Below are 19419 nucleotides of genomic sequence, written 5' to 3' on the forward strand. Positions count from 1 at the left end.
CCTTGCTGGACTCCCTCGGATGAGGGGGTCTCCGAGTCGGACGCTAGCGGAGCGCGGACCCCCGCGACGTGTACTTGCGCGAAGCACAGGCGAACGGTAACGATGACCGGATGCCCACCGATGCCCCAACGCTCTGCCTCGTCTGGGGCCCCGCCGGCCATGGGGTGACCGACTACGGCGCAGACGTCGCCGCCGCCGCGCACCGCCTCGACGCGAGCACGCGCGTCGTGGCGGTCACCGACCTCGAAGCGGCCCTGCGCGCGGTCGGGGACGGCGAGCGCGTCCACCTGCACGCCACGGACCGGCTGCTGGGCTCGAGCCTCGAGGATGCCGCCGACGCGGTCGAGACCCTCTCGCGCTCGTGTCGGTTGTCGCTGACGCTCCACGACCTGCCGCAGCACTCGGACGGTGACAAGTACGACCGACGGGTCGCGGCCTACCGCCGGTTCTTCCACGCCGTGACGGCTGTCGCGGTCAACAGCGCGCACGAGCTGTCGCTCGTCGCCGAGCACCTCGACCCCGGACTGCGGCCCGCCGTCATCCCGCTCGGCACGCGCGTGCCCGTCGCCCCCGACAGCCCCGCCGCGACCGCCCCGGCCGATCTGATCGTGCTGATCGCCGGGTTCGTCTATCCGGGCAAGGGCCACGAAGTCGCGCTGCGCGCGGCTGCGGCCGCCGTCACCTCGCTCCGCGCCGGCGGGCACCCCGTGGGCGACGCCGTCGTCCGAGCCCTCGGGTCGGCGTCGCCGGGTCACGACGGAGACGTCGACGCCCTCGAGCGCCTGGCCGACGACCTCGGGGCGAGGTTCGAGATCAGCGGCTTCCTCGACGACGACGAGTTCGCCCGCCGGCTTCGCGACCCCGGCATCCCCGTTGCCGCGCACGAGCACGTGTCGGCGTCGCGGTCGATGCTCGACTGGATGGAGGCCGGCCGTCGCCCGCTCATCGTCCGGTCGCGTTACAGCGACGAGATGGACCGGTTGCGCCCCGGCACGTCCACGCTGTTCGATCCGCCCGAGTTGGCCGATCGCCTCACGGCCGCGTGGCGCGACCCCCGGACAACACGTTTGGCGCCGGGACACCCACTGCGGCCGGATCTCACCGATACGGCAGCGTCGTACCTCACCTGGTGGCGCGGGATGTCGCGATGACGCCGGCCCCGCCCCGGGGAATGGCGCTTCCCGGCAACCGCTGGGACCTCCTCGACGGGCGATGGCCGGACGAGGCGCCGTCCGTCTCGGTGATCGTCGCGCACTACCGCCAGCCCGAGCAGCTCGCGCTGACCCTGGGTGCGCTGCGGCTGCAGGATCACCCCGCCGACCGGCTGCAGGTCATCGTCGCCGACGACGGATCGCCCGAGCCTCCCGTCGTGCCCGACGGGGTCGAGCTCGTGCGCCACGACGATCGCGGGTTCCGGCTGGCCGCGGTCCGCAACCTCGGCGCCGCTGCGGCGCGCGGGGATGTGCTGGTGTTCCTCGATGCCGACACGGCACCCGAGCCCTCCTTCGTCCGCGAGCTGACCCGTCTGCCCGCCCTCGCCCCCGACTGCGTGTCGGTCGGGAGACGCCGGCACGCCGCCCTCGCCGGCGTCTCCGCCGAGCGGCTCGCCGCCGACGCCGCCCGGCGGGCGTTGCCGGAGCCGACCTGGCTCGCCGACGAGTACCGGCGGAGCGAGAACCTGCTGCATGCCGACGACCGAAGCTACCGGCACGTCATCGGTGCCGTCATCGCCTGCTCACGCGTCATGTTCGACGCGGCGGGCGGGTTCGACGAGACGTTCACGACCTACGGCGGCGAAGACTGGGAATGGACCTACCGTGCGTGGCTGCGGGGCGCGCTGCTCGCCCACGTGCCGGCTGCCGTCGCCTGGCATGACGGACCCGACGCCGCCGGCCGCGACGAGGGCGCCGTCGCGCGGCGGAACGCCGAGACCATCCGACTGAGCGATCTCATCCCCGTCTCCGGCTCCGCCGGGAGGGGTATTCGCCCCGCGCATGCCGACATCGAGGTCGTCCCCCCGCCGGGGGCGAGTGCCGGGCAGCGATTCCTCGCGGTCGACAGCACGCTCGCCGCGCTCGACGCTTCGGCGGTCCGCGCGGCGACGCGCCTCGAGCCGAACGGGCCCGACGCCGGCGTGGCGTTCGATCGCGTGCGGCTCGTCGTCGAGCTGCTGCGGCCGATCCGGGTGGCCGCCGAGAGCGACGTCCTCACGTCGGCGGTCGCGCGCCTGGAGCGGGAACGGCTGGGCGGGATCACCCTCACCTCGCCCACCGGCCAGCCGCTCGTGCGCGTCGTCTCCGCGCGCGCCCGCGCGCGCGCCGAGCGCTGGCAGCGTTCCGACCTCTTCCCGGCGGCGTCGGTGTCGACGACGGACATCGGGATCGTCGACGACGAGCCCGACCTCGCCGCCTACCTGGGCGGGTGGGGCTGAGTCCCGCGTTGCCGGTCAGCGCGCCGCAGCCGCGTCCCACCAACGCAGCACGCGCAGCGCGAGGAACGTCAGCCACGGCGACGGCTCGCCCGCGGCGACGTCGATCTCGAACCAGACGCGGCCCGCGAGCGGCGTGCCCTGATGCCACGCGCCATCGTCGCGACGCGCCCTGCGCACGATCGCCACGGCGTCGGCGAGTCGCGGGTCGGGAGGCGTGCCATCGTGCAGCGACGCCGCCCGGAAGTGGTCGAGCGCGGCGAGCACGCTGTAGCGGTGCCGACCCGGGTAGACGAGGTCGGTAACGAAGTCTCCCACCGGCTCGCCGGTCGAGGCCCGGAAGGCGAGACGCCGGGCCAGCAGATACTCCTCGCCCCGATGCCGGCTGGCGCGCAGGTCCGCGTCGCCGGTGGTCTGCTCCCACGCGAGCATGCCCCGCAGCGCGTTGAGGGTCGAGTGGAACGATCCGCGCGTCGAGCGGCCTTCCTCGGCCTCGCAGTTCCAGCCTCCGTCGGCGAGCTGATGCTCCGGGAACCACGCCACCAGTCGCGCCACGTCGGCTCCGAGCCACGCTCCTGTCGCCAGCGTGTACGCGTTGATGCAGACGTCGATCTCGCCGTCCCAGTACGGCAGATCGTCGTACTCCCAGCGGCTGTTGCGCCGCAGCCGCTCCGCCGTGTCGCCGAGCGCAGCGGCATCCGCTCCCCACTCGCGCAGGTCCTTCAGCGTCCAGGTGGTCGCGGTCCACGGCTGCCCGGGTGCGGCCGCCTCAGGACTGTCGAAGAAGCCCGCCGGGAAGTAGGCGCCGCCCTCCCACTGGCCGTCCTCGCCCTGCTGCGCGAGCAGCCGGGCGCCGTTGCCCTCGGTCGCGACACGCCGCCGCGTGGCCTGCCACACGGTCGGCGGAGCGTCTGCCAGGTCGCGCTCGACCTGCCAGCGCAGCGACGGATCGGAGTCGAGCAGCCACGGCACGACACGGTCGAGGTCGGTCATGCGCACCATTGTGACGGCGCGGATGCGGGAGCGACAGCCCGTCTGCGTCGCTCCCGCGACGGTCACGCCGGCAGGGCGTCCCGCGTCTGGGCCACGACCGCGACGCCGCGCGGCGCGACCACGAGGGCGTCGTCTCGGTCGCGGCGGGCAGCCCCGGCGATCAGGTCGCCCGCCGCCGCCACGGCCACCTCGTCGTCGGTCCGGTTGGCGAGGAAGACGTACCGGCCGCCCCGGCCCGTCCGCACGATGACGTCGACGGAGCCCCCGGCTGCGAGCGGGTCCGGAGTCAGCGCCGGGATGTCGCGTCCGAGGTCGTGCAGCAGCTCCTTGGCGGCCCTGCGGTCGATCGCCGCCGACACGTACGTCGCGCTGCCACCGGCCAGCCCGGCCCGGCGGCGCGTGATGGCGGGCGCACCGTCGAGATCGCCGCCCCGGTACGAGGCCACGACCTCGACATCGGGTTCGATGCGCGCGATGCGCTCGCTCCAGTCGCGCACCTCGGCCCCCGTCGAGAGCGCCCCCCTTTCGTCGGGGAGCATCGGAGCGAACTCCTCGACCGTGATCCCGAGCAGGCTGCGCAGCGCGCCCGGGTAGCCGCCGAGCCACACCCGGTCGTGCTCGTCGACGACGCCCGAGAAGAAGGTCGTGACGAGGTGTCCCCCGGCCTCGACGAATCCGGTCAGCCGGTCGCGCAGCGCCGCCGGCACGACGTGGAGGAGGGGGGCGAGCACCAGCTCGTAACCGTCGAGGTCGGTGGACACGGGCACGACGTCGACGCGGACACCGAGGTCGAGGAGGGCGCGGTACCACCGCAGCGTCTCGACGTCGTAGGCGGGCGACTCCGACGGATGCGAGTCGCGTCCGCTGACCCACCACGACTCGTAGTCGAAGACGAGCGCGATGCGCGCGCGCTCGCGACGGCTCCCGGTGACGACGGCGAGATCGCGCAGCTGCGTGCCGAGGTCGACGACGTCGCGGAAGACCCGGCTGTCGGCGCCCGCGTGCGGCAGCATCCCCGAGTGGTAGCGCTCACCGCCCGCGCGCGACTGCCGCCATTGGAAGTAGCAGACCGCGTCGGCCCCGTGTCCGACGTGCGTCAGGGCGTCGCGCACGAGCTCGCCCGGGCGCTTGGGCGGGTTGACCGCCCGCCAGTTGACCGCGCTCGTGGCGTGCTCCATGAGGAACCACGGCCGGCCGCCCGAGAGGTTGCCGGTGAGGTTGGCCCAGAACGAGAGGTCGTCGCGCCCCTGTTCGCCCGGACGCAGGTAGTGGTCGTTCGAGACGAAGTCGACATCGTCGACCCACGACGCGTAGTCGATGTCGCGGACGTTCTGCGCCACCATGAAGTTCGTCGTTCGCGGCACGCCCGGGGTGACCTCGGCGAGCACCGCGTTCTCGGCGCGCAGGTGGTCGCGGACGGCGTCGGACGAGAAGCGTTCGAAGTCGAGCTGCTGTCCGGGGTTGCGCTGCGTCGGCGCGGCGCGCGGCGGCAGGATCTCGTCCCATTCGCCGTAGTGCTGCGACCAGAAGGCGGTCCCCCACACCTCGTTGAGCGCATCGAGATCGGCGTACCGGTCCTGGAGCCACACCCGGAACGCGCGCGCCGCGTCGTCGGAGAAGTCGTAGAGGTTGTGGCACCCGAGCTCGTTCGAGATGTGCCACGCGACGAGCGCGGGGTGATCGGCGTACCGCTCGGCGAGCGCGCGCGTCAGCCGCAGGGCGTGCGCGCGGAAGACCGGCGACGTCGGACGCCAGTGCTGACGGGAACCGGGCCAGAGCGTCGTGCCGTCGATCGTCTGCGGCAGGATCTCGGGATGCCGCTTCGCGAGCCACGGCGGCGGCGATGCGGTGGCGGTCGCGAGGTCGACGTCGATGCCGTTCGCGTGCAACAGGTCCATCACGTCGTCGAGCCACCCGAAGTCCCACTCGCCCGGGCGGGGTTCGAGGAGCGCCCACGAGAAGATCCCGAGCGAGACGATGTTGACCCCCGCCTCGCGCATGAGCCGGACGTCCTCCTGCCACACCTCGCGGGGCCACTGCTCGGGGTTGTAGTCGGCGCCGTAGCGCATCCTCCCCGGGCCGAGAGCCCCGTCCTTCACCCAGCGATACGTCGTGTCGTCCGTTGCCATGCGATCAGCGTAGACCCAAAAACGTGCATCTGCACGGGTTTGATGTGCTCTACGCTCGGGACATGCCGCCAGAGACCCCCGCTCACCCGCGCGGGCCGTATGCGAAGAGCGCCGCACGCCGCGCCGAGATCGTCGCGTCGGCGACCCTCGTCTTCGGGACGCACGGCTACCGGGGCGGCTCGTTGCGTCAGATCGCCAAGCAGCTCGACCTCGGCCTGACGACGGTCATGCACCATTTCCCGACGAAGGTGTCGCTCCTGGCCGCGGTCCTCGAACAGGAGGACGCCGCCGACACCGACTTCGCCGAGCGCGCCGCCCGCGACGGCTTCATCCCGAGCGTGCTCGCCATCGTCGAGCGGAATCTGGCGCGGCGAGAGCTCGTGCGCATGTTCTCGATCGTCTCCGCCGAGGCGACGCACCCCGAGCATGAGGCGCATGCCTGGCTCCGCGAGCGCTACCGCGCGGTCACCGAGACGTACGCCACCGCGATCGCCGACGATCGTGAACGCGGACGCCTGGACACCCACGACGATCCGCGCGCGCTGGCGGAGCTCGTCATCAGCGGGTGGGAGGGCATCCAGATCCGCTGGCTCACCGACGACACCGACCCCGTCGCCTCGATGCGGCTGCTGCTCGCGCGCCTGCTCGAGCCCGATTCAGCGCTCGCGCCATCGCCCAGAACGTAGCCTGACTACCGCGAACCTAAAAAACAGCCCCCTTGTGGGCGAGCAGTCCCTGCTTTACGCTCCCATCCAGGCGCTCCGTAGTAGTTTCACTACTTCCTGCGCTCATCCGGTCCCTCGATGACGATGGAGCACGCATGCCCTCCCCCCGCACCCCGCGCCGCTGGACGGCGCTCACGATCGTCGGGGCGGTGGTCGCGGCCTCCGCCGTCGCGGGCACCGTCTCGCCCGCCTCCGCCGCCGACGCCGCGACCATCACGATCGACACCGACGCCGTCGTGCAGGAGGACTTCCTGGGCATCGGCGTCAACGTCATCCCTTCGAGCCTCATGGAGCGCTCCCGCGGATTCGGCTACACCGAAGCGGACTGGGCCGTCGACGCCGAACGCATCGCGACCGTCCGACCCAAGGTCGCCCGCGTCTGGTTCCAGACCGACTGGATGGAGCAGGAGAAGGGCGTCTACACCTGGACGAGCGACCGCATGCAGGCGTTCTACCGCTACGTCGACGCCTTCCAGGCCGCCGGCACCGACATCGAGCTCAACTTCGGCTGGAAGGTCGGCTCGGCCGTGCACGACTGGTTCTCGATCCCGGGCATCGACCCGTGGACGAGCGCGCCCGCCGACGTCGACGCGTTCGCGGCCTCCGCATCCGCCCTCATCGACCAGCTCAAGAACGTCCGCGGATACGACAACGTCCGGTATCTGACCTACTACAACGAGCCCAACGGCAGCTGGGACTTCGAGGCCCCGGGCGACCAGCAGGCGTACTACGTCGACATGGCGCGGGCGGTGCACGAACGACTCGTGGCCGACGGACTGCGTGACGAGGTCGAGATCTGGGGACCGGAGGAGACCGGGGCACCCGCCTGGACGACGTACATGGCCCAGAACGGCGGTGACGCGTTCGACCAGTACAGCTTCCACACCTACGGCGACTCGTACGCCTCCGTCCCCGCGAGCATCAACGCCCGCAGAAGCGTCGCGGGCGGCAAGCCCGTGAACATGTCGGAGTTCGGCTGGTCGGCCGACGACGCCAGCGGCTGGAACTCGGGATACGCGAACTACGTCATCGCCGGCGCGAACCTGGGGTTGCACTCGATGCTCGTCTGGCAGCTCAACGGCACGTGGACGGTCGACCCCGACGGCGACACCAACGGCACCTACAACATGTGGGACTCCGTCGTCCTCGGTCTCGAGCCGCGACGGACCTTCCTGTCGGCGGGGCTGCTCAACCGCTACATCCCGGCGCACAGCGACGTGCTGCAGTCCACGTCGAGCTCGTCCGACGTCCGGACGGCGGCCTTCCGCGACAGTGCGGGCGACTACACGGTGCTCGTGGAGTCGAAGGGCGCCGCTCCGACCGACCTGACGGTCGACTTCGGCGGGACGGCCATCGACGCGGACTTCCACCGCGTCGTCTACTCCGATGACCTCGTTCCCGACGAGAACGCCCTGCTGCCCGCCGTCTCGGCCACGATCCCCGCCGGCACGTCGTTCGAGGACGACCTCGACGAGGGCTACTCGTTCGCGATCTACACGACGGCCGACCCCGCGGTGCAGGTGCGTCTCGGCGACGCCGACCCGACGGTCGCCTCGGGGTCGACGCTGCAGCTCTCGGCCGACGTGCTCGACGGCGCCGCCGGCGTCACGTGGTCGGTCGAGGGAGCGGGCAACGGCGCCGTCTCGAGCGCGGGCGTCTACACCCCGCCCGCAGTGGACTCCGAGCGCAAGGTCGCCGTTCGCGCGACGAGCACCGCAGACCCGACGTCGTCGGGCATCGCGCTCGTCACCGTGACGCCGCAGCTCTCGGCGACGCGCGTCGACCCCGTGCAGTTCGACCTCGAGAGCGGCGTCTACCCGGGCGCCGAGGTGCTGACCCTGACCACGTCGACGCCGGGCGCGCAGATCCGGTTCACGACCGACGGGTCGGCCCCCACCGCGGCCTCGACGCTCTACGAACGCCCCATCATCCTGGCCGAGAGCTCGACCCGGCTGTATCGTGCCGCGGCGTTCGCGAGCGGCCTGCAGACCTCTGGCATCACGAGCCGCCTGTTCAAGGTCGGCGGCGTCTCGCAGGGGCCGGACGGGTACACCCTCTGCGCGAACGAGGGGGGCACCTGCTCCTTCTCCGGCCAGCAGAGCGTCGCCTTCGGCGGCGACGGGCTGTTCACCTACCAGGCGAAGACCGGGCCGGTCTCGTGCGACGCGGCGACCCTCGGCGACCCGAACCCCACGGGCACGCAGCGCTGCTACGTGAGCCCCGAGCTGCCGGGGTCGTATCCGCTCGTCACGCTGAACAACGCTGGTTTCGAGAAGCCCGCGGGCACGCGCTCGCGCACCGGTCCGTTCACCAACGGCTGGACGTTCGACACCCGCTCGGGCATCCAGAACGCCCAGGGGCCGCTCGGCCCTCCCGCGCCCGTCGAGGGGCAGCAGGTCGGCTACCTGAAGACGGATGCCGGAGTGCAGGGGACGATCTCGCAGCAGGTCGCCTTCCCAGCGGGCGAGTACCAGGTCGTGTTCGCCCTCTCGGGACGGTCTGGCTATCCCGCCCAGAGCTTCGACGTGCTCTACGACGACACGGTCGTCGGATCGTTCACGGTGGGGTCGACCAGCTCGTACACGACCGAGCGCACGAACGCCTTCACCTCGGACGGCGGTCGCCACACGGTCACGTTCCGTGCCACGGCACCCTCGGGAGACCGCACGGCCTTCCTCGACGCGGTCCGCATCGAGGCCCCCGTGGCGCCGGAGCCCGCACAGCTGGCGAACACGGGTTTCGAGGCACCGGCCACGACCGGCGTGAAGTCGGCGCCGTTCACCGAGGGCTGGTCGTTCACGGGCCGGTCGGGCATCCAGCGCAACGGCAGCGCGTTCGGCGCCCCTACCGCACCCGAGGGCCTGCAGACGGCGCTGCTCCAATCGCGCAACGGCGAGCACGGTGCGTTCTCGCAGACCATCGACCTGGCCGCGGGCGACTACACCCTCAGTTACCAGGCATCGCGCCGGCCCGGCTACAGCGCCGTGCAGACGGTGCAGGTGCTCGTCGACGGGGTCGTCGTCGACAGCTTCGCTCCCCCGGGCAACGCCTTCACGGCTCATACCTCCGCGGTGTTCTCGGTCGGCGCGGGCGACCGGCAGATCACGTTCCGCGGGTCGGCGGCTACCGGCGACGCGACCGCCTTCGTCGACGCCGTGACCCTGACCCCCGTCGAGTGACCCCGGCCCGGGATCAGCCCCGGTCGTCGATCATGCGGCCGTAGCCCTCGACATAGGTCGGGAACTCGAGCTCGCCGACGAGCGCCGCGAGACGCGAACCGTCGAGCACCTTGCCGCGATCGGCGCCGGGGCGCGGCTCCGCCCGCGGCGGGGCGGCGACCGCGAGGCGCTCGGCGAGGAACTCGACCACCTCGCCGAGCGTCGACGGGCGACGGTCCACGCCGTGCAGCAGGGCCGGGGGCTCGGCGACCGCGAGCAGACGGATGATCGCCCGGACGAGGTCCGCCTCGTGGATGCGGTTCGTGCGACGGTCGTAGTCGACGGGGTCGCCGGCGAGCACCTGACGGATGAGGCGCTCGCGCCCCGGCCCATAGATGCCGGCGGGCCGCAGGATGACGGCACCGAACAGCTCCGACGCGGCCCGCTCACCGTCGACGAGCTCGTCGCCCCGCGGACCGGCGGGGCGCGGCTCGTCGTCCTCGTCGAGTGGACGGTCGACGTCCCACCCCTCGAACACCCGCGTCGACGAGACGAACACCGTGCGCGCAGGGGTCTTCGGCAGAGCCTGCGCGATGCGCTCGAGGGCCGTCCGGTAGAAGCCCCGGTGATCTCCGGGCGGCAGCGTGACGACCATCGCGTCCACCGCCGGCAGGGCGGTATCGAGCGGTGCCGACAGGTCGGCGACGATCGGGATGAAGTCGGGGCGGATGCCGTCGGCGCTCCGCCGGATCGCCACGACCTCCTCCCCCGCGTCGACCAGGCTCGCGCCGAGCCGCGTGCCGACCTTGCCGGAACCGACCAGGAGCGTCCGTCGAGCAGTCATCTCCTCATCCTCCCAGCGCCCGGACCGTCCGGGGTCGGTCGGCGTCAGGAGTTCCGGCCCCGCGCCGACACCGGCCAGCGCTCCTCCGCGCCGTCGGGCGAGACGGCCACGACCTCGTCGACGAGGTTGAGGACGAGGCAGACGTGGTTCGGGACGAGCGCCACCACGTCACCGAGATCGGGGAGCGCACGCCCGGCCGGCCAGGCGACGGTCGCGTGGTGCTCGGAGAGCGCGACGACGACCGCGCCCGGGAGGCCGTCGACCGCTCCGAATCCCTCGAGCCACGCGGGCCGATCGCTGCCGAGGATCTTGCTGCCCGCGTCGAGCACCACGCGGGCGCCGCCGTCCTCAGCCGCATGCCGGCTCACGACCGTCGCCGCGACGGTGAGTGCGATGTCCGCGGGCTCGCAGCGCCCGAGCGCGAGCTGCTGGGCATCGCCGAAGACGTAGACGCCGGGTCGCACCTCCGTGGCCCCGCCGTCGGCGGTGAGCAGCGCGCTCGGCGTCGACCCGCCGCTGCGTCGTCCGACCTCGAACCCCGCGGCCTCGAGAGCGTCGGACGCGGTGAGCAGCGCCGTCCGCTCCTGCTCGGCGGCCGTCGCCGCCGCACCCGGCGCGTAGCTGTGGCCGGGAAAGGTGAAGACGCCGGCCACCCGCAGCCCGCCGTCTCGCGCGGCTTCGGCGACGGCGACCGCAGCCTCGGGCCGTACCCCGCTGCGATGGTGCCCGCTGTCGATCTCGACGAGCACCTCGACATCGGCCGCGGCCGCGCGCAGCAGCGCGGCCGCGTGCGCCGCTGATTCCGGGGAGTCGACGCCGAAGGCGACGTGCGCCGATGCGCCGAGGACCGCCAGGCGCTCCGCCCGGCTCGGCGTCAGCCACAGCGGGTAGGCGATGAACACGTCGTCGGCACCGTGCGCGACGAACACCTCGGCCTCGCCGATCGTCGCCACCGTCAGCCCGACGGCTCCCGCGGCGAGCTGCATCTGCGCGATGCGCGGGATCTTGTGCGTCTTCACATGGGGTCGCAGCGCGAGGCCCCGCGCGCGCACGGCATCCGCCATCCGGTCGATGTTGCGGCGCAGCACGGCCGCATCGATCCGCACGTAGGGGGTGTCCATGCCGTCAGGCTAACCCCCAGGAACGACGAAAGCCCCGGCGGACCGGGGCTTCTGTCAGTGCGGAGACGGAGGGATTTGAACCCTCGGTCCCCTTACGGGGACTCCACCTTAGCAGGGTGGTGCACTAGGCCTGACTATGCGACGTCTCCACGGCATCCGACGCGAGACGGCGCGGATGCACCCGGCAATCATAGCCCGGTCTGAGGCAGGCTCCGAATCGAGGGCCGCCCCCGGTTCGGGTCTCCTACTGCTCGGCGACCGTGCACGTGACCTGTGCGGCGCTCGAGCCCGAGATGTCGCTCGGCAGCTCGACGTACTCGGTCGGCGTCTCCGGCTGGCCGGTCGCGTTCGGATCGGCCACCTCGCCCTCGCCCTCCGGCGGGGTCGTCGCCGCCGGGTCGGGGGTCGCACCGGGCTGCCCGGCCTCGCCGACCACCTCGACGCCGTAGCCCTGGCTCGGATCGCCGGTCAGCTGGATCGCGCGGTTCTCGGCGAGCGCGTCGAAGAGAACGTCGGCCGACGTGGTGTTCGGCAGCACGCGCAGACCATCCGAGGCGTAGGTCGTGGGGTACTGCAGGAAGTTGATGTCGGAGAAGGGCACGTCCTTCACGGCCATGGCGATCTGCACCATGCGCGTCGGGCTGGCGAGGGTCTCGCTGAGCTGCAGCTGCTTGCTGTTGACCTGCTGCAGCGCCGTGGTGGCGATGCTGAACAGGGCCTGCGGGTTGGCGAGCACGGCGTCGGACTGCAGCTTGCGCACCATCGAGCTCATGAACTGCTGCTGGTTCGAGATGCGGGCGAGGTCGGAGCCGTCGCCGATGCCGTGTCGCATGCGCAGGAACTGCAGGGCCTCGGCACCCACGAGGGTGTGCGTGCCGGCGCTGAGGTCGAGTCCGGTGTGCCGGTCGCTCACGTCCTGCGAAAGACACACGTCGACGCCGCCGATCGCGTCGGACATGTTGATGACGCCGGTCCACCGGATGGACGCCGCGAACTGGATGTCGATACCGGTCAGTTCCTCGACCGTCAGCACGGTGCACGGCAGGCCGCCGTAGCCGAACGAGGCGTTGATCATCTGCGCGCTCATCGCGGGGTGCCGCCCGCCCTGGCCGTCCGGGCACGAGGGGATCGGCACGATCATGTCGCGGGGGAACGAGACCACGGTGACCCGTCGGGGCTCGTCGCTGATGTGGACGAGCATCGTGACGTCGTTGCGTTCGCCGCCGTCGTCGTCGATGCCGCACCGGGGGAAGAGCGCCAGGTCCTGCCCCTCGCACGAGTCGGTGCCCGCGATCAGCATGTTCACGCCGCCCTCGATCTCACCGATCGTCGGCGGCAGCTGCTCGAGGTCGTCGCCGTCGAGCGCGACGCTGTTGTCGGCGACCGATCGTGCGGCATCCCAGACGGCGAAGCCGCCGACGGCGAGGCCGCTCACGACGACGACGGCCACCATCACCCCGAGGACGGCGAGGATCTGCGTGAACGGGTTGGGCGAGCTCAGCTGCCCGTGCCGTGCGACGGGACGACGGCGACGACGCGACGCCTTCGCATCGGAACGTGCGCTCACGGGTGTCCTCTCGACGGGCAGACGAGGAGTGCGTTCGGGTGTCACGACGTCGACCATCGCAAGAGCGCACTCCCGGTGACCGACTCATCATAGGGACGGATGCCTGGAAAGTCCGTGAGCGCTCCCGTGCATACCAGGTGGTGACGCCCCCCAGTCGGTCGCCACCACCCGACATGCCCTGCCGCGCTTCCACCGACGCTAATGAACCCGCGCGGTGGCGACCGACCGATCGCAGCGAAACTGGTAGCCGATCCCAGGGTCAGGGCCGCGCGACTGGTAATCCGATGCGGCGGAGCGCCGTATGCCACCATGGACCAACCGCGAGCGGCGTCCCGCCGGCCGGACGCCCCGCCGAGGAGGTGCGCATGCGCGACGGCATCGATGATCTCTTCGCCTTCGCCGCCGAGTGGGGCGATCCGCGTCTCATCGCGCGGCTGCTGGCCGCGGACCTCGAGATGTCGACCGCGCCGGAGCTCCCGTCGTACGCCGCGGAGCTCGCGTCCCTCCCGCCCGGGGCGATGCGCGACGCGGCGCTGGCGTTCGTCTCGCTCCACACCGACGCAGACAACGAACGGATCGTCGCCTCGGCGCGCGCCGCCGTGTCGGCGCTCGAGCGGGAGGACGACCTGCTCGCGTCGGCGCTGGCGTCGGTCGCCGCACTCTTCCTCATGGATCGCGCCCGATGGGTCGACGCGGCGTGGTTCGTCGACGCCGCCGAACGGGCGACGGCCCACGCCCGCGCCCGCGAGGGCGACACCGACGCGGTCGCCGCATCGTGGTTCCGGATGATGGCGCCGGCCGTGCTCATCGAATGGAACACGTACGACGGGACGACGCGCCTCGACGCGCTCTCGGCCGCCCTCACCGTGCCGCGCGCCCGCAACCTGCTGCGCTCGCACCACGGCCCCGCGCTCGTCGCGATGGGTCAGGTGCTCGCCGCGCGCGGCGAGTTCGGGGCCGGTGCCGTCAGCATCGCTCGCGGCATCCCGCTCTTCCCGCCGCGCTCCCACCTGCGGGCGTCCGCGCAGGCCCGCCTGGCATACGTGAAGTACCGGCAGGGCGACTGGATCGGCGCGCGACGGGCGACGCGTCTCGTCCGCGAGGGACTGCAGCCCACGACCGTCTGGAGCAGTGCGCTGCTCGCGGCGATCGAGACGCTCGAGCCGGCCACGGGCGGGGATCTCGCGACCGCCGTCACGCGCATCGAGGAGGCGACCCGGGCCCTCGCGACGCAGCCGAGCGTGCAGGCGGAGATGGTGCTGCTGCACGCGAGACTCGCCGTCGCGATCGGCGCGAACGACTGGCTCGCGATGAACCGACTGCTCGACGACGCCGACGAGCCGGGGTGGCGGCGGGTGTTCACCGAGCACGAGTGGCGGGCGCTGCGAGGCATGGCGCTGCGCAACCTCGGCCGCACGGCCCGCTATCGCGAGCTCGTCGAGAGCTGGGCGGACGAGCCGGGCGCCGACGAGAGCTCGTACTACTGGGCCCACGTGGCGCTGCTGGCGCACTCCGGCGGCGACATCGACGCCGCCCTGCGTGCCGCCTATCGCTCCCGCGAGCTCGTCAGCGACGGCGACGATCCGCTCGGTCGCACGTGGGTGCGCATCGTCATCGGCACCATCGTCTCGCTCCTCGGCGACGCGACCGACGGGATGGGGTCGTACGAGGCGGCGCGGGCCGAGCTCGCGGCGATCGGCGCCAACGGGTTCGTGCGGTTGTGCACCCGCATCATCGAGGACGTCGCGACGCAGCTGACCCGGTCGAGCGGCGATGCCCTCGCCGCGCTGACGGCACAGCAGCGCCGCGTGGCCGAGCTCGTCGCCGAAGGCTTCACGAGCGCCGAGATCGCCGAGATCCTCTACCTGTCGAAGAAGACCATCGACTTCCACGTCGCGAACATCCTGTCCCGGCTCGGGCTGCCGAGCAGGCGCGAGCTGGTGCGCTGGATGGGCCGCGTCCAGGAGACTCAGGCGGAAGCCAGCAGGCCCCGCTCGGCCACGAGCTCGGTCGACAGCACCTTGTAGCCCTGGGACTCGAAGAAGACGGTCACGCGGTCGTCCTCGACGGCCATCACCGTGCCCTCGCCCCATTCGTGGTGGCAGACGACCTCGTCGACGTGGAACGGAGCGTCGGCCCGTGGCTCGTCGTCCTCGGCCCGCGCCGCCCGGTCGGTCGCGGACGCCGCGCACGTGTCGCAGTTCTCGCACGGCTCGACGTAGTCCTGGCCGAAGTAGCCCAGCAGCGTCGCGCGGCGACAGCGCCGCGTCTCGGCGTACCCGCGGAGCATCTCGATGCGCGACGCATCGATCCGCTCCCGCTCCTCCGAGCGCTCGAGCGCCGCGTCGACCGCGCGCTCGACGGTCATCCCGCGCCGCAGGGCGACGCCGTCGCGGCCGGTGCGCACCGCGCCGGCGTCGACGAGCACCGTCAGCAGCGCCGTGACGCGCCGCGACGACAGACCGCCGGCCGCCGCCAGCTCGGCGCGCGAGCGCGTCGCTCCGGCGATCGCCGACACGAGCCGCTTCAGCTCGCCCCGCTTGGGCGCGGAAGCGGCGAAGAACCGTCGCAGCGAGAGGTCCTCCGGTCGGTAGTGCAGGGTCGCGGTGGCGGGCTCGCCGTCGCGTCCGGCGCGTCCGAGTTCCTGGTAGTAGGCGTCGATCGAGTCGGGGATGTCGGCGTGCACGACGAACCGCACATCGGCCTTGTCGATGCCCATCCCGAACGCCGAGGTCGCCACGACCACGTCGACCGTGCCGTCATGGAAGGCCTCGTGCACGTCGCTCCGCTCCTTCGCCGAGAGCCCCGCGTGGTAGGCGACGGCGTTCACCCCGCGCTCGTGCAGGGCGTCGGCGTACTCCTCCGCGCCACGGCGCGTGGCGGTGTAGAGCAGACCGGGCATCGGCAGCCCGGCGACCTCGTCGAGGACGGCATCCCGTTTGCCCGACTTCTCGCTGTGGCGACGGACGTTCATCTCGATGTTCGGACGGTCGACGTCGCCCACGAGGATGGCGGGGTCGTCCATGCCGAGGCGCTCGATGATCTCGGTGCGCACGGGGCTCGTCGCCGTCGCCGTCAGAGCGAGCACGGGTGGGCGGCCGAGGCGCTCGATGACCTCGCCGAGCATCAGGTAGTCGGGGCGGAAGTCGTGGCCCCAGGCCGCGATGCAGTGCGCCTCGTCGACGACCAGCAGCGAGACGCCCGCTTCCGCGAGGTCGGCGACCACGTCGTCCTTGGCGAGCTGCTCGGGTGCGAGCAGCACGTACGACGCCTCGCCCGACCGGATCTTGTCCCAGGCCTCGTGCCGCGCCTTGACCCCGTGGCTGGAGTTCAGGGCGACGCCCTCCGGGGCGTCCGGCGCGTCCTCGATGCGGGCGAGCTGATCCTCCTGCAGGGCGATGAGCGGCGACACGATGGCGGTCAGCCCCGGACGGAGGGCGGCCGTCACCTGGTACACGGCCGACTTCCCGGCACCTGTCGCCCAGACCACCAGCACGTCGCGTCCCGCGACGGCCGCTTCGATGGCTTCGAGCTGCTGCGGTCGCAGCTCCTCGATGCCGAAGGACTCTCGGGCGACACGGGCGATCTCATCGGCTTGCACGGCACCAGTCCATCGCGGGCGCCGCGCCCTCGCATGCCGCTTGCAATATATGGCGACCTGTGCGCGCCTCCCCCCGACCCCTCGACTCGCCAACATCTGCGGATGCGGCGACCCTCGCACCCGCAGATTCTGGCGAGTCGACGGTTGCTCGCGCGGATGAGACCGCTCCCACTACACTCGTTCTGCCCTTCCGGACTCGTATGTGAACAGCCCGACTCCCCCGCACCCGACCCCGCGACGCGACATCCAAGGCCTCCGCGCCCTGGCCGTTCTCGCGGTCATCGGCGCGCACGCGGCTGGGTGGCCCCGCGGCGGGTTCGTCGGGGTCGACGTGTTCTTCGTCGTCTCGGGCTTCCTGATCACCGGCGCGCTGCTGCGCGAGGTCGAGGCGACGGGCGGCATCCGGCTCGGCGCCTTCGCCGTGCGCCGCGCCCGCCGCATCCTGCCGCTCGCGCTCGTCGTCCTGATCACGACCGCGGGCCTCGCCTTCGCGGTCTTCCACCGCACGAGGGCGGACCAGACCCTCGTCGACGCCCTGTGGTCCGCAGGTCTCGCGGCGAACTGGCGCTTCGCGGCGGTCGGAACGGACTACTTCCACGCCGACGACGCGGTCTCGCCGCTGCAGCACTTCTGGTCGCTCGCGGTCGAGGAGCAGTTCTACCTCGTATGGCCACTGGTGCTGCTGGCCGTCGTCTCGCTGCTTCCCGCCGCCGCTCGGCGCGGCCGACGCGCGGCGGTCGCGGTCGGCCTCCTCGCGGCCGCGCTCGTGCTCGCGTCGTTCGCATGGGCGCTCGTGCAGAGCGCGGATGCCGCCGCGCCGGCGTACTTCTCGACCTTCACGCGCGCGTGGGAACTCGGCGTCGGTGCGCTCCTGGCCGCCGTTGCACCGATTCTGCGGCGTCTCCCGGCCGCCGCCGGCGGCATCCTGTCGTGGGTCGGCGTCGCCGGACTCGTCGCCGCGTTCGCCGTGATCGACCCGGAGGCGCCGGGCTTCCCCGCCCCGTGGGCCGCACTCCCCGTCGCGGCCACAGCGCTCGTTCTCGCCGGCGGCATGTCAGGCGACCCGCGGCACCGGCACCTCTTCCCGCTGACGAACCCGGTGAGCGTCGCGATCGGCGACGTGTCGTACTCGCTCTATCTCTGGCACTTCCCCGTGGTCGTGTTCGCGGCCGTGCTGCTGCCCGCCCGGGATGCGACCGTCGTGCTCGTCCTCGCGGTCACCGCGATCCTCGCCGTGGCCTCGTACCACCTCGTCGAGCAGCCGTTCCGGTTCGCGCCGTACCGGCTCGGCGCCGACACGTCCGGACGAGTCGCGATCGCGGAGCGCGATGCGGCACCGTCCGACGACCAACGTCTCCGGGCCCCGACCGGACCTGCGACGCCCCCAGCAGCCGTACCAGCACCCGTCCCGCGGGTGCTGAGCAGCCGTCCCGCAGGGTGGACGCCGGGCACCCGCTACTACCCGGGGATGCCACGGGCCGGAGCCGCGGACGCGCCGAGTGAGCCTGCCGCCGTGCCGCCACCCGCCACCCTGGCCGTCGCGCCGTCCCTGGCCCCCGCGGCTGCCGCGCCAGCCGCGCCCGTTGAGCCCGCGGAGCCCGCGAAGCCCGCGGATGCGCACCCCGCCGCGTCGCCCTGGACGGTGTGGCGGGCGCGCTTCGGGCCACCCGCCTTCCTCGCGGCGTCCGGTCTCGGCATCGCTGCGCTGTGCGTCGTGCTCGTCGTGCAGAACGTCTTCGGCGGCCTCGTCGCCTCGCCCGTGGCTCGTCCGCCGGCCGAGGTGGCGGACGGTGCCGCCGACGCTGCGGATGCCGCGTCCGACGACCCCGGCGACCCCGTCGCGGCACTGCAGGCCGAGCTCGCCGCGGCGGCGACGGCGACCGCCTGGCCCGACCTGCATCCCTCCCTCGACGAGGTCATCGCCCGCTCGTCGGCGAGCAACCCCGCGCGCGACTGCTTCGCCCCCGAGGCGACCCCGGACGCCGCGGCCTGCAGCACCGGGAGCGTCGACGCGCCCGCGCACATCTACCTCGTCGGCGACTCGACGGCGATGGCCTATGCCCCGGCGTTCCGCAAGCTCGCCGACGACAGCCGCGGCGGCATCCGGGTCACGACGGTCGGGCTCTACGGATGCCGGTTCACCGACGTCGCCGTGCAGAACGACGGCGCCGGCGTCATGGCAGCGTGCCCGCAGCGCAAGGCCGACGTGCGCGCCATGATCCTCGCCGATGCGCCGACGCTCGTCGTGGTGTCGAACGCGTACACACTCGGCCACACGCCCGACGGCGCCGATCTGTCGGCCGACGCGCTGCTCGCCGGGCAGGAGGCCGAAGCCGAGACCTATGGTCTGCCGGGGCGCATCGTGCACCTCGCGCCTCCGCCCGAGGGCGCCGACCTGGGCCGCTGCTACGCCCCCGCGAGCTCGCCCTACGGCTGCGCCGCAGGTGTCTCGAGCACGTGGGCGCAGATGGAGGCCGCCGCCGAGCAGGTCGCCGCGGCGTCCGGCAACCAGGCCGTCAGCTCACTGCCGTTTACCTGCTGGGAGCTCGTCTGCCCGGCTTTCGCCGGCGACATCCCCACGCGCTACGACCGCACGCACCTGACCGTCGCGTACGCCGAGCACATCGCCCCGGCGCTGCGAGCCGAGTTCGCCGCACGCGGACTGCTGTAGGTGTTCCGGCCCGCGTCGAATTGTTCGCGGGGCCGTCGCGTAACCGCCTGATGGCGGAGGGTGTGGGATTCGAACCCACGGGACATTGCTGCCCACCAGTTTTCAAGACTGGATCCTTCGGCCGCTCGGACAACCCTCCCAGCGGCGCGAACCGCTGAGCTTCGATCCTAGCCGCCGCGCGG

12 protein-coding genes and 2 tRNA genes are annotated in these 19419 nt (G+C 72.4%); 6 read left to right on the plus strand and 8 right to left on the minus strand.

The genetic code is table 11. The features are described 5' to 3' along the window. Positions 1-110 precede the first annotated feature (110 nt). On the plus strand, positions 111-1151 hold the full coding sequence (locus BLT21_RS06205) for a glycosyltransferase family protein (RefSeq protein WP_091500469.1): 1041 nt from the start codon (positions 111-113) through the stop codon (positions 1149-1151). Next, on the plus strand, positions 1148-2431 hold the full coding sequence (locus BLT21_RS06210) for a glycosyltransferase (RefSeq protein ID WP_091500727.1): 1284 nt from the start codon (positions 1148-1150) through the stop codon (positions 2429-2431). Before BLT21_RS06205 ends, BLT21_RS06210 begins: the two co-directional genes overlap by 4 nt. A gap of 15 nt (positions 2432-2446) precedes the next feature. On the opposite strand, the gene BLT21_RS06215 is transcribed toward BLT21_RS06210, so the two are convergent. Both BLT21_RS06215 and BLT21_RS06220 read right to left on the minus strand, forming a co-directional pair. Further along, the gene (locus BLT21_RS06215) at positions 2447-3421 is read right to left on the minus strand and encodes a squalene cyclase (protein WP_091500728.1); all 975 of its coding nucleotides are present in this window, start codon (positions 3419-3421) and stop codon (positions 2447-2449) included. Between the two features lie 62 nt (positions 3422-3483). Further along, complete coding sequence (locus tag BLT21_RS06220; RefSeq protein WP_091500470.1) at positions 3484-5550, minus strand: beta-galactosidase; 2067 nt, start codon at positions 5548-5550, stop codon at positions 3484-3486. 62 nt (positions 5551-5612) lie between these two features. Between BLT21_RS06220 and BLT21_RS06225 the strand changes: the two genes are divergently transcribed. Further along, positions 5613-6236 (plus strand): TetR/AcrR family transcriptional regulator, encoded by a 624-nt coding sequence (locus BLT21_RS06225; protein ID WP_091500471.1) that lies wholly within the window; start codon positions 5613-5615, stop codon positions 6234-6236. 134 nt (positions 6237-6370) lie between these two features. After that, on the plus strand, positions 6371-9454 hold the full coding sequence (locus BLT21_RS06230; RefSeq protein WP_091500472.1) for a chitobiase/beta-hexosaminidase C-terminal domain-containing protein: 3084 nt from the start codon (positions 6371-6373) through the stop codon (positions 9452-9454). A gap of 13 nt (positions 9455-9467) precedes the next feature. On the opposite strand, the gene BLT21_RS06235 is transcribed toward BLT21_RS06230, so the two are convergent. From BLT21_RS06235 to BLT21_RS06250, 4 genes are all read right to left on the minus strand, one after another. Further along, on the minus strand, positions 9468-10277 hold the full coding sequence (locus BLT21_RS06235; RefSeq protein ID WP_091500473.1) for a sugar nucleotide-binding protein: 810 nt from the start codon (positions 10275-10277) through the stop codon (positions 9468-9470). Positions 10278-10321: 44 nt separating this feature from the next. Continuing rightward, positions 10322-11398, minus strand: coding sequence for an alanine racemase (locus tag BLT21_RS06240; protein WP_091500474.1), 1077 nt, complete (start codon positions 11396-11398; stop codon positions 10322-10324). 60 nt (positions 11399-11458) lie between these two features. Beyond that, a tRNA-Ser gene (locus tag BLT21_RS06245) sits at positions 11459-11547 on the minus strand. A 95-nt stretch (positions 11548-11642) separates the two neighbouring features. Beyond that, on the minus strand, positions 11643-12965 hold the full coding sequence (locus tag BLT21_RS06250) for an LCP family protein (protein ID WP_256335939.1): 1323 nt from the start codon (positions 12963-12965) through the stop codon (positions 11643-11645). 365 nt (positions 12966-13330) lie between these two features. Here BLT21_RS06250 and BLT21_RS06255 point away from each other — a divergent pair, with 365 nt between their 5' ends. Continuing rightward, positions 13331-14992, plus strand: coding sequence for a helix-turn-helix transcriptional regulator (locus tag BLT21_RS06255; protein ID WP_176786822.1), 1662 nt, complete (start codon positions 13331-13333; stop codon positions 14990-14992). Here BLT21_RS06255 and BLT21_RS06260 read toward each other — a convergent pair. Further along, positions 14935-16566, minus strand: a complete 1632-nt coding sequence (locus BLT21_RS06260) for a RecQ family ATP-dependent DNA helicase (RefSeq protein ID WP_371113422.1) — start codon at positions 16564-16566, stop codon at positions 14935-14937. The genes BLT21_RS06255 and BLT21_RS06260 overlap by 58 nt on opposite strands. 202 nt (positions 16567-16768) lie before the next feature. On the opposite strand from BLT21_RS06260, the gene BLT21_RS06265 reads away from it, so the two are divergent. Beyond that, positions 16769-19237: an acyltransferase family protein gene (locus tag BLT21_RS06265; protein ID WP_091500478.1), complete on the plus strand. Its 2469-nt coding sequence runs from the start codon at positions 16769-16771 to the stop codon at positions 19235-19237. Positions 19238-19288: 51 nt separating this feature from the next. On the opposite strand, the gene BLT21_RS06270 is transcribed toward BLT21_RS06265, so the two are convergent. Further along, a tRNA-Ser gene (locus BLT21_RS06270) sits at positions 19289-19376 on the minus strand. Between the last annotated feature and the right edge of the window lie 43 nt (positions 19377-19419).

Source organism: Microbacterium sp. cf332, assembly GCF_900102175.1.
In the GTDB taxonomy this organism is placed as follows: Bacteria; Actinomycetota; Actinomycetes; order Actinomycetales; family Microbacteriaceae; genus Microbacterium.